The 12,886-nt window shown below is 63.4% G+C and carries 13 protein-coding genes; 5 read left to right on the top strand and 8 right to left on the bottom strand.

All coding sequences use genetic code 11. The features are described from left to right. Positions 1–91: 91 nt before the first annotated feature. The 8 genes from QMX91_RS09450 to cbiE form a co-directional block, all read right to left on the bottom strand. On the bottom strand, positions 92–2,212 hold the full coding sequence (locus QMX91_RS09450) for a TonB-dependent copper receptor (protein ID WP_282412603.1): 2,121 nt from the start codon (positions 2,210–2,212) through the stop codon (positions 92–94). A gap of 85 nt (positions 2,213–2,297) precedes the next feature. Then, positions 2,298–2,744, bottom strand: a complete 447-nt coding sequence (locus QMX91_RS09445) for a DUF2946 domain-containing protein (RefSeq protein WP_210556674.1) — start codon at positions 2,742–2,744, stop codon at positions 2,298–2,300. A 21-nt stretch (positions 2,745–2,765) separates the two neighbouring features. After that, positions 2,766–3,245, bottom strand: a complete 480-nt coding sequence (locus QMX91_RS09440) for a copper chaperone PCu(A)C (RefSeq protein WP_098967008.1) — start codon at positions 3,243–3,245, stop codon at positions 2,766–2,768. 47 nt (positions 3,246–3,292) lie between these two features. Continuing rightward, the gene (locus QMX91_RS09435; RefSeq protein ID WP_225137326.1) at positions 3,293–3,691 is read right to left on the bottom strand and encodes a DUF2946 domain-containing protein; all 399 of its coding nucleotides are present in this window, start codon (positions 3,689–3,691) and stop codon (positions 3,293–3,295) included. A 98-nt stretch (positions 3,692–3,789) separates the two neighbouring features. After that, positions 3,790–4,080, bottom strand: coding sequence for an addiction module antidote protein (locus QMX91_RS09430; RefSeq protein ID WP_003221244.1), 291 nt, complete (start codon positions 4,078–4,080; stop codon positions 3,790–3,792). A gap of 255 nt (positions 4,081–4,335) precedes the next feature. Beyond that, positions 4,336–5,064 (bottom strand): cobalt-precorrin-6A reductase, encoded by a 729-nt coding sequence (locus QMX91_RS09425; protein ID WP_139053470.1) that lies wholly within the window; start codon positions 5,062–5,064, stop codon positions 4,336–4,338. Further along, positions 5,061–6,158 carry a cobalt-precorrin-5B (C(1))-methyltransferase gene (locus tag QMX91_RS09420; protein ID WP_139053469.1) on the bottom strand — a complete coding sequence of 366 codons (1,098 nt, stop codon included), beginning with the start codon at positions 6,156–6,158 and terminating at the stop codon, positions 5,061–5,063. Before QMX91_RS09420 ends, QMX91_RS09425 begins: the two co-directional genes overlap by 4 nt. Further along, positions 6,151–7,362: a precorrin-6y C5,15-methyltransferase (decarboxylating) subunit CbiE gene (gene cbiE / locus QMX91_RS09415; RefSeq protein WP_210556667.1), complete on the bottom strand. Its 1,212-nt coding sequence runs from the start codon at positions 7,360–7,362 to the stop codon at positions 6,151–6,153. The genes QMX91_RS09420 and cbiE overlap by 8 nt, the downstream gene beginning before the upstream one ends. Positions 7,363–7,595: 233 nt before the next feature. Here cbiE and QMX91_RS09410 point away from each other — a divergent pair, with 233 nt between their 5' ends. From QMX91_RS09410 to cobJ, 5 genes are all read left to right on the top strand, one after another. Beyond that, the gene (locus QMX91_RS09410) at positions 7,596–8,252 is read left to right on the top strand and encodes a hypothetical protein (protein WP_098967017.1); all 657 of its coding nucleotides are present in this window, start codon (positions 7,596–7,598) and stop codon (positions 8,250–8,252) included. A gap of 119 nt (positions 8,253–8,371) precedes the next feature. Beyond that, the gene (cobG, locus tag QMX91_RS09405; protein WP_282412602.1) at positions 8,372–9,670 is read left to right on the top strand and encodes a precorrin-3B synthase; all 1,299 of its coding nucleotides are present in this window, start codon (positions 8,372–8,374) and stop codon (positions 9,668–9,670) included. Then, on the top strand, positions 9,663–10,289 hold the full coding sequence (locus QMX91_RS09400) for a precorrin-8X methylmutase (RefSeq protein ID WP_003221256.1): 627 nt from the start codon (positions 9,663–9,665) through the stop codon (positions 10,287–10,289). The genes cobG and QMX91_RS09400 overlap by 8 nt, the downstream gene beginning before the upstream one ends. After that, on the top strand, positions 10,289–11,020 hold the full coding sequence (locus tag QMX91_RS09395) for a precorrin-2 C(20)-methyltransferase (RefSeq protein ID WP_097089950.1): 732 nt from the start codon (positions 10,289–10,291) through the stop codon (positions 11,018–11,020). The genes QMX91_RS09400 and QMX91_RS09395 overlap by 1 nt, the downstream gene beginning before the upstream one ends. Continuing rightward, complete coding sequence (gene cobJ, locus QMX91_RS09390; protein WP_139053465.1) at positions 11,020–12,720, top strand: precorrin-3B C(17)-methyltransferase; 1,701 nt, start codon at positions 11,020–11,022, stop codon at positions 12,718–12,720. Before QMX91_RS09395 ends, cobJ begins: the two co-directional genes overlap by 1 nt. The last annotated feature ends 166 nt before the right edge of the window (positions 12,721–12,886 follow it).

The following is a 12,886-nucleotide window of genomic DNA, read 5'->3' as shown; positions in this document are numbered from 1 at the left end:
CGAAAGCGTCGTGTCAGGCGCCACCCATGCTGGATGTACCGCCGTCTTCGCGAGCAAGCCCGCTCCCACAAGGGCAGGGCGTGCCGCTCGGTTAGAAACTCATATCGACCTTGGTCCAGAGCGTGCGCCCCGGGTCGTTGATCGCTTGCGGGTCGTTGGCCGGGTAGCCGAAACCGGCGTTGCCCGCCAGGTTCAAGTGCTCGGCGTAAGCCTTGCCGAACAGGTTGTCGACGCCGGTACTGACCTTCCAGTTTTTGTTGATCCGGTAGGCGCCGTTGAGCGAGAACACGCCAAAGCCGCCGCTCTTGTCGTAGTCCTTGCCGACCACGTTGCCCTTGTTCTGGTCGATGCGGTTTTGCGCCGCGACCACGCGCCACAGCGCCCCGGCACTCCAGTTGTCTTCGCTGTAGGTCAGGCCGAAGCGCGCATCCAGCGGCGGCATTTGCGGCAGGGCTTTGCCATCGCTGCTGTTCTTGCCCCAGGCGTAAGCCAGGGTCGCGTCGGCTTTCCAGTTATCGGTGAGTTTGTAGGCGGCACCGAGCTCGCCACCCATGATCCGCGCGTCGATGTTTTCCGCGCGCGATGTGCTCATGCCCATCATCGTTGGCGTGTAGTCGAACAGGATGTAGTCGCGCACTACGCCGATGTAGCCCGAGGCCCAGGCTTCGAGTTCGGCGGTCTTGTAGTTCACGCCGAAGTCGAACTGGGTGGTCTTCTCCGGTTTGATCGAGTCAAACGCATTCAGCGAGCCGGCCGGGCCGGACTTCGGCGAAAACAGCTCCCAATAATCCGGGAAGCGCTGCGCGTGACCGAGGCCGGCGTACAGCGTGGCCGGGCTGTCAGCGAGGTCATGCTCGTAACGCACGAAGCCGCTTGGCAAGGTGTCGGCGCGGGTCTCGTCGGCGGTCGGATTTGGCCGACTCATCATTCCCGAACCAATGCGCTGCCGGTAATCCTTGGCCGAAGCACGGTCGACCCGGGCGCCAGTGATCAGCCGGTCACGATCGGCGGCGTACCAGGTCATTTCGCTGAACACGCCGTAGTTATGGAAATCGGCGTCCTTGGTGTAGGGCTGATCCTTGTAGGTGTCGATGCCCATGCCACTGCGCTGGCGGTGTTCGTTGGTCTGCGCATCGAGACCGGTGATCAGTTGGATGTCGGCCCAGCGCCAGGTTGCCTTGATCCGCGCGCCGAGGGTGCGCCGGTCGACGTTGGACGCCATGGGCCCGGCCATCATCCCGGTGCCGGATGGCGTGCGCAGGGTGTAGTTGTCCATCACGTGGTCGGCGTAGTTGTAGTAAACCTGTGCTTCAACTTTCTCCAGCACGTCGGTGATGTTGGATTTTTCGAAGCGCAGGCCGAGGCTTTCGCGAAGGAACTGCGAACCGTCCATGCCGCGCCCGGCGTAGCGCGCTTCGCCATCGCCCTTGCCGGCGGTGAGTTCGATCAGGGTGTCGGCGTCCGGGGTCCAGCCGAGCGCGATGTCACCGTTCCACTTGTCATAGCGCGACGGCACGCTGTCGTTGTTGCCGTCGCGATAGTCGTCGGAGTGCGCGGTATTGCCGATTACCCGTACGTAGCCCAATGGCCCGCCGGCAGCGGCGTCGACAACTTTGTCGAAGCGTCCGTTGGAGCCGGCCAGCACGCTGGCATTCACCCGCGTGCCGAGTTCGCCGAAGCTTTCCGGTTCACGGTCGAACAGCACCGTGCCGGCCGATGCGCCCGGCCCCCAGAGTACGGTTTGCGGGCCTTTGATCACCGTGAGTTTGTCGTAGGTTTCCGGCGAGATGTATGAGGTCGGCGCGTCCATCCGCCCCGGGCAGGCGCCGAGCAGCATGCTGCCGTTGGTGAGAATGTTCAGCCGCGAACCGAACATCCCGCGCAGCACCGGATCACCGTTGGTGCCGCCATTGCGCACCAGGGCGAAGCCGGGAATGGTCTTCAGGTAATCGCCGCCGTCACTGGCCGGCACCGGTTGGCGTGGGTCCTTGGGGTTGGTGACGATGGTCAGTGGCGAGCTGGGAGCGATGGCGGTGATCACCGTCGGGCTGAGTTCATCAACGTGACCGGCGTGGTCATCGGCCAGCACCAGCGGCGATAACAGAACGCCGCAAAGGACGGCGGTAGCGTGCGAGAAACGAATGCGCGATTCGCTCAGTGCGAAGGAAGCCCGGGCGGAACCCGAGCGCGGAACAGCAGAAAACCTGGACATGACAATTTCCATCAAACAGTCGTAAACGACACGGCCGGCAGCCTGAAGCTGTCTTCTCAACCGTGTGCAATCAAAGGTGCGGTGTTTACGCGTTGACGGGCGGGGCGCGGGTGCGGGCGCCGGGGAAGAAGGTCTGCCGGGCATGGCCCAGACGCGGGGAGGACGGGGTGAAGGTGTTGACGTGGGCAATGCTGAACGTGGCGAACGTGCCGCCACCGGTCAGCGCCGGGCAATTGAACAGCAGGCTGCAATAACCGCACTTTTCCCATAGGGCGTGGTGCGAGGATTGTGGCGGGCAGTGTTCGGCAGCCGGTTGTGCGCCGTGCGCGGCGTGATCCATGCCCGGCATGTCCATCGCCAAGTCCATGCTCATCGGCATGGAAGTCGAGGCGTGCTGATCCATCGGCATCGACTGAGAAATCAGCGGGCCGATGAAGATCATCAACATGGCGAACAGGGCGATCCAGCTACCGCGGGTCAGAGTCTGGCTCTGGCGATGCAGGCGGAACGCCCCGGCGCGTTGCGGGCGCACGGGCTTGGTCAGCCGGATCGGTTACTGGGCGTGATCGTGTGCCTGGGTATCTTGCGGAGGTTTCTTCTGCACCGCGACTTCGACGGTGACGTTACCGGCCTTCTCGAAATGCAGGGTCAGCGGGAAGCGTTTGCCGTCGCTGAGCAGGCTGCGGTCTTTCGGGTTGAGCAGCATCACGTGATAGGCCATCGGCGCGAACGTCACCTTGCCGCCGGCCGGAATCACCACGTCGGGCACCTGCTGCATTTTCATCAGGTCGCCCTGCATCACATGCTCATGCAGTTGCGCTTCGGCGGTGATCGGCGAATCGACGCTGAGCAGGCGGTCGTCTGTCTTGCCGGGATTGCTGATCACGAAATAAGCGGCGACGGTCGGCGCGTTGGGCGGCAGTTCCTGCGACCACGGGTGAGCGATTTCCAGCTCGCCGGCCTTGTATTCGTGGGCATGGGCGAAGCACGCCGGCAGCAACAGCGCAGCGATGACGAAGAGTTTGTTCAACATGGCAGTTCTCCAGAACGATGTGAAACGCAGGTCAATTGCGAGACAGATCAGACCAGAGGCGAGGCGCGGGGATTGAGGCTCGGCCATTGCTGGCGCGGTGTCGGTGTTTGCAACGAGGGCGGCGCCACGCTGCGATTGCTTTCGTAGCGGGCGAAATACAGCTGCGGCGTATGGCCCGGCAACGCCACCAGCGGCGCTGAACCCGAGCAGCACCAGCAATGCTGCATGTTGGAATGGCTGTCGTTGGACGGGGCTTTCTGCTCCGAGGTGCCGATGTTGATCGCCACCATCTTCGTCCCGCTGCCGGTGCAGAAACTGCTCCACAGCAACTGTTCGGCCGGTGAACTGGCCGCCTGCGCCATCGCCCCGGTCATCGGCATGGCGAGCATGTTGAACAGCACTGCGAAGCAGGCGATCCAGGCAAATGCAAGCCGGTGTCGGTTCATGGGACAGATCCGTTGGGTGGGCGATCAGGCGCGGGCTATTTAGCCTGATCAGGGCCGATAAGTAAAAAGGCGTCGTGCGGTATGGTGTCGCAGATCAATCACACCGCGACGGCGTGCAATCTCAAACCCAAAGCCTTCATGACCTTCATGATAGTTGCGAATTCGGGGTTACCAGTGCTGCTCAGCGCTTTATAGAGACTTTCACGACCCAGGCCAGCATCACGTGCCACCTGTGTCATGCCCTGGGCTCGGGCTATGTCATTCAGTGCTGCACGGATGAGTACGCCATCGCCTTCATCATCATCAAAGCAAGCGTCCAGATAAGCCGCCATGTCCTCGGGGGTTTTAAGGTACTCGGCGGCGTCGAAACGGGTGAATTTTTCGGTCATCGCAATGTTCACCTATGGGCTCAAAAGCGGTGAGCATAAAACCGGGCATTTAGTGCAGACAGTCAGTGTTTCTTTAAAGGGTTGTACGTAGCGTCCGGTTTAGCTGTAGGGCGTTGGAGAGAGGATTACAGTACCGGCGCCTTCGCGAGCAAGCCCGCTCCCACAGGAGCCCTGGCATACACAAACTATGCGGTCGCCGCCGACCACTGTGGGAGCGGGCTTGCCCGCGAAGGCGCACTCGAGGTCTGCGCCTGGTTAAAGTCGGGTGAAGGCGGCAAGGGCCGCGAGGACTTCAGACGTAGACCCAAACTCCCGATCAACCCCCGGCAAGACTGGCCGCTTCAACACATGCACCGGTACCCCCAACTCCCGCGCCACTTCCAGTTTCGGCTCGGTCGCGGTGCTGCCGCTGTTCTTGCTGATCAGCACATCGATCTGCCGGCGTTCGAACAGTGCGCGTTCATCCTCCAGCAGAAACGGCCCACGGGCGCCGATGACTTCGCAGCGTTCGTTACCGGGATAAGCGTCGAGGGCGCGCAGGGTCCAATACTGGTTGGCAGGGATTTCGTCGAGGTGTTGCAGCGGTTCGCGGCCGAGGGTGAACAGCGGGCGGCGGAACGGTTTGAGGGCTTCGATCAGTTCGGCCCAGTCGCTGACTTCTCGCCAGTCGTCGCCCGGTTGCGGCTGCCACGCGGGGCGGCGCAAGGCCCAGCAGGGGATGCCGGCGAGTTGTGCGGCGATGGCGGCGTTGTGGCTGATTTGCGCGGCGTAAGGGTGGGTCGCATCGAACAGCAGGTCGATGCCTTCAGCGCGAATGAATTGCGCCAGACCTTCGGCCCCGCCGTAGCCGCCGACGCGCACCTGGCAGGTCAGGTCGGTCGGCACCCGGCCCACGCCGGCCAGACTGTAAATGTGTTCTGGCCCCAGCGTACGGGCGATGGCCAACGCCTCGGTGACGCCGCCAAGCAACAGAATGCGTTTCATGCAAAACCTCCGGCGTGGCCGACAATGCCGCCCTGGCGATCAATCGCAAACACCTCGACCTGCACCTGCGCCGGCACCACGCTGCGTGCGAAATTAAGCGCGTGGCGGCAGACCTCATCGCCGAGGGCAATGCCTGCCGCGCTGGCCATCGTCAGGGCCTGTTGACTGGTGTTGGCTTCACGAATGCTCTGCTGTAATGCCTGATCGGCACCAATCGCCGCCGCCCATTCAGCCAGTTGCGGCAGGTCGATGCTCGAATGCCTCGAGTGCAGATCCATGTGCCCGGCCGCCAGTTTGCTGATCTTGCCAAAGCCGCCGCACAGGCTGAGTTTATCCACCGGCACTTTGCGCAGATGCTTGAGCACCGCGCCGACAAAGTCGCCCATTTCGATCAGGGCGATTTCCGGCAGGTCGTAGACCCGGCGCATGGTGTCTTCGCTGGCGTTGCCGGTGCACGCGGCGATGTGCAGATAGCCATTGGTTTTGGCGACGTCGATGCCCTGATGGATCGAGGCGATGTACGCCGCGCAGGAAAACGGCCGGACGATGCCGCTGGTGCCGAGGATCGACAAACCACCGAGAATGCCCAGTCGCGGGTTCATGGTTTTCAGCGCCAGCGCCTCGCCGCCCTCGACGTTGACCGTGACCTCGAAACCGCCGGCATAAGCGCTTTCGGTGGCGAGCAGCGTCAGGTGGTCGCTGATCATCTTGCGCGGCACCGGGTTGATCGCCGGTTCACCGACGCCGAGTACCAGCCCCGGCCGGGTCACGGTGCCGACACCTGCGCCCGCGACAAAGCGAATCCCCGGCTCGGCCAGCAGCCGCACGTGCGAATAGAGCAGCGCACCGTGAGTTACGTCCGGGTCGTCGCCGGCGTCCTTGATCGTTCCGGCCTCGGCGCCGCCCTCGGTCAGGCGGCAGAACTCCAGGCGCATCTGCACTTGTTTGCCTTTGGGCAGAACGATCTGCACCGCATCCGCCGACGTACCGCCGAGCAGCAGGCGGGCGGCGGCGAGGCTGGTGGCGGTGGCGCAGCTGCCGGTGGTCAGGCCGCTGCGCAGGGGCGCGGGTTGTTCGGCGGTTTCGTCACGCATCGAGGGGTTTGACCAGATCCAGCAGGGTAATCGGCAACGCCTGACGCCAGGTGTCGAACTCGCCCAGCGGTTGCGCCTGGGCCACGTGAATTCGGGTCAGTTCGCCGCCGTGGCGTTCGCGCCAGTGCATCAGAGTGACTTCACTTTGCAGGGTCACGGCGTTGGCAACCAGTCGACCACCGGGTTTGAGTTGTTCCCAGCAGGTTTCAAACACGCCTTCACGGGTCACGCCGCCCCCTATGAAGATCGCGTCGGGTCGCTCCAGCCCGGCAAGTGCCTGCGGCGCACGGCCACGCACCAGGTGCAGACCGGGTACGCCCAACGCGTCGCGGTTGTGTTCGATCAAGGCCTGTCGGCCTTCGTCCGCCTCGATGGCGATCGCGCGGCAGCTCGGGTGCGCGCGCATCCATTCGATGCCGATCGAGCCGCAACCGCCGCCGACATCCCACAGCAGTTCGCCGGGGATCGGCGCGAGGCGGGCGAGGGTGATGGCGCGGACATCGCGTTTGGTCAGTTGGCCGTCGTGCTGGAATGCCGAATCGGGCAGTCCGGCAAGACGTGACAGGCGCGGTGCCTGCGCATCGGCCAGGCATTCGATGGCGATCACATTCAGATCGGCAATCGCCGGGTCATTCCAGTCATTGGCAGTACTTTCGAGGCGCCGTTCGGCATCGCCGCCCAAGTGCTCAAGTACAGTCAGGCGGCTGCCGCCAAAACCGCGCTCGCGCAGCAGCGCCGCGACTGCCGCCGGACTGTGCCGGTCATTGCTCAACAGCAACAGGCGCACCCCGCTGAACAGCTGCGCATTGAGTGCCGCCAGTGGTCGCGCCACCAGCGAGAGGGTGACCACCTCCTGTAGCGGCCAGCCGAGCCGGGCGGCGGCCAGCGAACAGGAAGAGGGCGCGGGCAGGATCAGCATCTCTGCACTCGGCACATGGCGCGCAAGGCTGGCGCCGACGCCATAGAACATCGGATCACCGCTGGCCAGCACGCACACGGCTGCGCTGCGCTGCTCCAGTACCGGCGCGAGGGAAAACGGGCTCGGCCACAGTTCGCGTTCGCCGCGTATGCACACCGGCAGCAAGTCCAGTTGCCGCTGGCCGCCGATGATCCGCGAAGCAGCCAGCAGGGCGCGCCGAGCGTTTTTGCCCAGGCCCTTGAAGCCGTCTTCACCGATTCCCACAACCGTCAGCCAGGGTGTCATGCCGTTCCTTAATCCTGAGTAGATCTTCACGGGCGACATGATAACGCGACTGCCGGCACCTGACGCGGGTCTGTCGTCGCGGCATGTCGAGAGCAACGCGGAAACTTAATGTCGAGTAATAGTGATTTTTTCAACTTCCGTTTTTGTTAGTTTGATTCCAAGTCAGTTCTTTTTAATAAGTCTGGCGCAATGAAACTATAAAATTAATACGTGCCAAGTTGGCAGGGAGCGATATGGATATCAATTCAGCTACAGGTTTAAGTCAGAGTAATGCAGTTGCCGTTAATAATATGTTGTTCACCGGACTGGAGGGGCGGGCAGAGGCCGATAACAGATTTGTGAGGAACTGCATTTATCTCGCCCAGATCGCGGCGGACAGCCGTTGTGACAGCAGCCTGCAGCCTGCAGAGTGGTTCGATTACTTTGCCGGGGGCCTTTGGTCATGTGGCTGGAACCTGGAACAGAAGCCGGTGGTGCTAGTCCAGGAGGCGTTTTCCGGAAGTGTGCAGGAGGCGTGGCGGCGGTTGACAGCCCCTTTGCTCGCGCGCGGTCAATTAGAGCAGGTTGAAGCTGGGCTGGCAGCGCTGGAAAGAGATACAGCACTGCTGCAAAAGTTTACCGCTCTGAGTGGCAAAACCTTCACTTCGCATATTGTGCCGGTCAGTAAGAATGCCAGCGGCGAGTTGGTGGTGGTGCTCAGCCATGTCCGCTTTTTCAAGTTGGTATTGAGTACCAACTACCTGTTCTGGCAGGTCCATCAACCGATGTCGCAACTGGACATCCGCGCCAGAAGAATGGTGATCAATCGCCGGGACATCGACAAAAACCGGGACGTTGTAGATCAGGCGATTCGCGAGAGCGTGGCCGACCTTGAGGAGGTCGAACTCTGAAAAGCCGCAGTTTCCGACCGGCAGGCATTTTCATGCGCTCGGGCAAAGCAGGCATAATGGCGACCTTTCGCCCACCACAGCGCTGCCCGTCAGCCGGTCATCCCTTGAACGAACGCTCAATGTCCACCGCTTTGCGCCCCTCGGCTTGTCCGGGGTTGCTGCGTATTGTCCAGGCGCTGGACGGCGGCATTTGCCGGATCAAGCTCAATGGCGGCTCGATCACTGCCAATCAGGCCGACGCGGTGGCTGATGCCGCCGAGCGTTTCGCCAGTGGCGCGATCGAGGCGACCAACCGCGCCAATCTGCAGATTCGCGGCATCGGCGAGCAGTCCGCGGCATTGATCGACGGTTTGCTGGCCGCCGGGTTGGGGCCGCAAACCGCAGCGGGCGACGATGTGCGCAACCTGATGCTCAGCCCGACTGCCGGGATCGATCGGCAGTTGCTGTTCGATACCCGGCCTTTGGCCGAACAGACTCTGGCGACATTGCAGACGCATCCGCGCTTTCACCAGTTGAGTGCCAAGTTCGCCGTGCAGCTGGACGGCGGTGAGGCGTTGGCGATGCTCGAGCATCCGCATGATCTGTGGCTGTCGGCGTTCGAACGTGACGGTGAAGTGTTGTTGGCGTTCGGTCTGGCCGGCTGCCCGACCGATCGTGCGGCCGGTGCCGTGAGCGTGGAAAACGGCCATGCACTGGTGGTCGCGGTGCTGGAGTTGTTCCTTGAGCTGGCTCGGCCGGAGCAGACGCGCATGCGCCATTTGCTCGATGAACTGCCGCTGCTGGCGTTTCTCGAACAATTGCGCGAACGCGTGGCGATCAAAGCTGCCGTTGCTCGACAGCGCACGCCGATGGCGGATGCGCTGCATATCGGTGTTCACGCGCAAAACGCTGACGACCGGGTATATGTCGGTGCGGTGCCGGCGCTCGGCCGTCTCGATCCGGCCATGCTGCGGGGCGTGGCCCGGCTGGCTCGCGAGTTCGGTGATGGCAGCCTGCGCTTCACCCCTTGGCAAAGTCTGCTGCTGCCGAACGTGAAGCCCGCCGACGCGGGGCGAGTCCTGCAACACCTGAGTCAATTGCACTGGTTGACCGACACCCGCGAGCCGTTGTCCCGACTGATTGCCTGCACCGGCTCCAGCGGCTGCGGCAAAGGCCTGGCCGATACCAAACACGACGCGCGGCTGCTGGCGACGTTGTTGCCACAGGCGCAGCACGTGCACCTGTCCGGTTGCCCGCGCTCTTGTGCGGCGGCCCATTGCGCAGCGGCGACATTGCTGGCGGTCAGCCCCGGTCATTACGACCTTTATTTTCGCGATGCAGCGCTGCCGGGTTTCGGCACGCTGCACGCACGCAACCTTACTATTGAAGCGGCCGCGATCCTGCTCGACGCCCGCTCACGGAGCCCCCTTGATGCTTGATTACATCCGCGACGGTCAGGAGATCTATCGCAACTCCTTCGCGATCATTCGCAGCGAGGCCAATCTGGCGCGCATCCCGGCCGATCTGGAAAAACTCGCGGTGCGGGTGATCCACGCCTGCGGCATGGTCGAGGCGGTCGATGGTCTGCAATTTTCCGAAGGTGCCGGCAAGGCCGGGCGCGATGCGCTGGCGGCCGGTGCGCCGATCCTGTGCGACGCGCGGATGGTCTCCGAGGGCGTGACCCGTGCCCGTCTGCCGGCGAACAACCCAGTGATCTGCACCCTGCGCGACGACAGCGTGCCGGAGCTGGCCCGTGAGCTGGGCAACACCCGCTCGGCGGCCGCGCTGGAACTGTGGCGTCCGCATCTGGAAGGCAGCGTGGTGGTGATCGGCAACGCGCCGACCGCGCTGTTCTATCTGCTGGAAATGCTCGACGCCGGGGCACCGAAACCGGCGCTGATCCTCGGCTTCCCGGTGGGTTTCGTCGGCGCTGCCGAATCGAAAGCGGCGCTGGCGGCTGACAGTCGCGGCGTACCGTTCGTGATCATGCAAGGCCGGCTCGGCGGCAGCGCCATGGCCGCCGCAGCAGTCAATGCCCTCGCCACGGAGATCGAATGATGCAGGCCAAAGGACGTTTGATCGGCCTCGGTGTGGGCCCCGGTGATCCGGAACTGATCACCGTCAAAGCCCTGCGTCTGCTGCGCGAGTCGCCAGTGGTGGCGTACTTTGTCGCCAAGGGCAAGAAGGGCAATGCGTTCGGCATTATCGAAGCACACCTGCAGGACGCGCAGAATCTGTTGCCGCTGGTGTACCCGGTGACCACCGAAGTGCTGCCGGCACCGCTGTCCTACGAGCAAGTGATCAGCGATTTCTATGATGATGCCGCCGAAGAAGTTGCGGCGCATCTGGACGCCGGGCGCGACGTTGCAGTGATCTGCGAAGGCGATCCGTTCTTCTACGGCTCCTACATGTATCTGCATGACCGGTTGTCCACGCGCTACGAAGCCGAAGTGGTGCCGGGCGTGTGCTCGATGCTCGGCGGCGCGTCGGTACTCGGCGCGCCGCTGGTGTATCGCAACCAGAGCCTGTCGGTGCTCTCCGGCGTGCTGCCGCATGAGGATCTGAAGCGACGTCTGGCCGACGCCGATGCGGCGGTGATCATGAAACTGGGGCGCAACTTTCCCAAGGTCCGTGCGGTACTCGAAGAACTCGGTCTGGCCGAGCGGGCGCTGTACGTCGAACGCGCGACCATGGCCAATCAGAAGATCGTGCCGCTGGATCAGGTCGAGCCGATGTCCTCGCCGTACTTCTCGCTGATCATCGTCCCGGGCGAACGGTGGCAAGGTTGATGACGCAATCCACACCGGCCATTGTCATCCTCGGACAAGGCGCGCTCGCTACCGCACGGCGGATCCAGCAGTTGTATCCGACGGCGCAGATCCATGGCCTCGCCGGACGCGTCGAAGGCGCCGACTGCAGCTATCAGGAATTCGGCGCGACCCTGCGTGAGTTGTATCAGCAGGACACACCGATCATCGCCCTGTGTGCGGCCGGCATTGTCATTCGAACCCTGGCGCCGTTGCTGCTGGAGAAGGGCGCTGAACCGGCGGTACTCGCCGTTGCCGAAGATGGCAGCGCCGTGGTGCCGCTGCTTGGCGGCCTCGGCGGGGTGAATGTCATGGCCCGGGAAATCGCCGCCGCATTGCAGGTCGCAGCGGCGATCACCACCAGTGGCGAATTGCGTTTTGGCACTTGCCTGCTCAACCCACCCAGCGGTTATGCGCTGGCGGATCTGGAGCTGGGCAAGCGTTTCGTTTCCGATCTGCTGGCTGGGCACAGCGTGCGTATCGAAGGCGCCGCGCCGTGGCTGGATCAGGCGCAGTTGCCGCAAGACCCGCAGGCGCAGCGCTCGATTCATGTCGGCAGTGCCGAGCGTGTCGCGAGCGCCAACGAGTTGCTGATCTATCCCCGCAGTGTGGCGGTGGCCGTGAGCGCGCAGCTAGACGATCAGCCGCATGCCGTGCGCGCCGCGTTGCAGCAGGCCGGGGTTGCGCAGCAGTCGCTGGCCTGTCTGCTGGCGGCTGACACTGAAATGGCCTCGGCCAGACTGCGTGAAGCCGCCCTCGAACTGGGGGTGCCGCTGCGCTTTGTCGCGGCGCAGAAAGACCTCGGCGAGTTGGCTCGTCAGGCACTGCCGCAGGCCGCGATCAGCAATACCAACGGTCTCGCGATTGCGCGCGCCGAACAGCCGCTGGACGTCGCGCAGATCGGTCGTCAACGTGGGCGCCTGGCGGTGATCGGCCTTGGCCCCGGCGCTGCCGAGTTGATGGTGCCTGCGGTCAAGGCGGAACTGGCGCGGGCCACCGATGTGCTCGGCTACGAAACCTATGTGCGCATGGCCGGCCCGTTTCGCGATGATCAGGTGCAGCACTGCACCGACAATCGCGAAGAAATGCAGCGCGCCCGCCACGCCTTCCGGCTGGCGGCCGAGGGGCGTTCGGTCATCGTGGTCTCATCCGGCGACCCCGGCGTGTTCGCCATGGCCGCGGCGGTGCTCGAAGCGTTGCACGAGTCGACCGACCCGAAATGGCACAGCGTCGAGCTGGAAATCCTGCCGGGGGTGTCCGCCTCGCTTGCCACGGCTGCGCAAGCGGGTGCGCCGCTGGGGCATGATTTCTGCGTGATGTCGCTGTCGGACAACCTCAAGCCGTGGTCAATCATTGAAAAACGTCTGGATCTGGCGGCCGAGGCCGATCTGGCGCTGGCCTTCTATAACCCGATTTCCCGGGCACGCCCGTGGCAATTGGGGCGTGCGCTGGAAATCGTCGCGCAGCATCGCAGCGCGGCAACACCGGTGGTGCTGGGGCGCGACATCGGTCGCCCGGGGCAAACCCTGCGCGTGACGACACTGGGGCAACTGACCCCGGATCAGGTGGACATGCGCACCATGGTGCTGGTTGGCTCTTCAACGACTTGCACCTTCCCCAAGGCTGAAGGTGGCGAGTGGGTCTACACGCCGCGCTGGTACGGCGAAAAGCCCCAGTCCTGAGCCGTTGGCGAGGGAGCTTGCTGCCTCGCCAACCGCGATCTCCCGCACAGATTGTTTCTGGATCTGACCGCGTCATATTGTTCAACGCGACCTGTACGATCTGCTCCGCTTCTGTGTGAGAGCTTTCTCTTTGCTTACATTCTGTTCGACTTATCTTGAATACTGA

Origin of the sequence: Pseudomonas sp. PS01299 (assembly GCF_029960145.1) — a bacterium.
GTDB lineage: Bacteria > Pseudomonadota > Gammaproteobacteria > Pseudomonadales > Pseudomonadaceae > Aquipseudomonas > Aquipseudomonas putida_A.
The sequence above is the reverse complement of the archived record's forward strand: the minus strand, read 5'-3'. Positions and strand labels throughout refer to the sequence as shown.

Excerpts from the sequence above, each read along its gene's own strand:
- QMX91_RS09450 (WP_282412603.1), bottom strand. The coding sequence starts at position 2,212 with ATGTCCAGGTTTTCTGCTGTTCCGCGCTCGGGTTCCGCCCGGGCTTCC.
- QMX91_RS09440 (WP_098967008.1), bottom strand. The coding sequence starts at position 3,245 with ATGTTGAACAAACTCTTCGTCATCGCTGCGCTGTTGCTGCCGGCGTGC.
- QMX91_RS09435 (WP_225137326.1), bottom strand. The coding sequence starts at position 3,691 with ATGAACCGACACCGGCTTGCATTTGCCTGGATCGCCTGCTTCGCAGTG.
- QMX91_RS09430 (WP_003221244.1), bottom strand. The coding sequence starts at position 4,080 with ATGACCGAAAAATTCACCCGTTTCGACGCCGCCGAGTACCTTAAAACC.
- QMX91_RS09425 (WP_139053470.1), bottom strand. The coding sequence starts at position 5,064 with ATGAAACGCATTCTGTTGCTTGGCGGCGTCACCGAGGCGTTGGCCATC.
- QMX91_RS09420 (WP_139053469.1), bottom strand. The coding sequence starts at position 6,158 with ATGCGTGACGAAACCGCCGAACAACCCGCGCCCCTGCGCAGCGGCCTG.
- cbiE (WP_210556667.1), bottom strand. The coding sequence starts at position 7,362 with ATGACACCCTGGCTGACGGTTGTGGGAATCGGTGAAGACGGCTTCAAG.
- QMX91_RS09410 (WP_098967017.1), top strand. The coding sequence starts at position 7,596 with ATGGATATCAATTCAGCTACAGGTTTAAGTCAGAGTAATGCAGTTGCC.
- cobG (WP_282412602.1), top strand. The coding sequence starts at position 8,372 with ATGTCCACCGCTTTGCGCCCCTCGGCTTGTCCGGGGTTGCTGCGTATT.
- QMX91_RS09400 (WP_003221256.1), top strand. The coding sequence starts at position 9,663 with ATGCTTGATTACATCCGCGACGGTCAGGAGATCTATCGCAACTCCTTC.
- QMX91_RS09395 (WP_097089950.1), top strand. The coding sequence starts at position 10,289 with ATGCAGGCCAAAGGACGTTTGATCGGCCTCGGTGTGGGCCCCGGTGAT.
- cobJ (WP_139053465.1), top strand. The coding sequence starts at position 11,020 with ATGACGCAATCCACACCGGCCATTGTCATCCTCGGACAAGGCGCGCTC.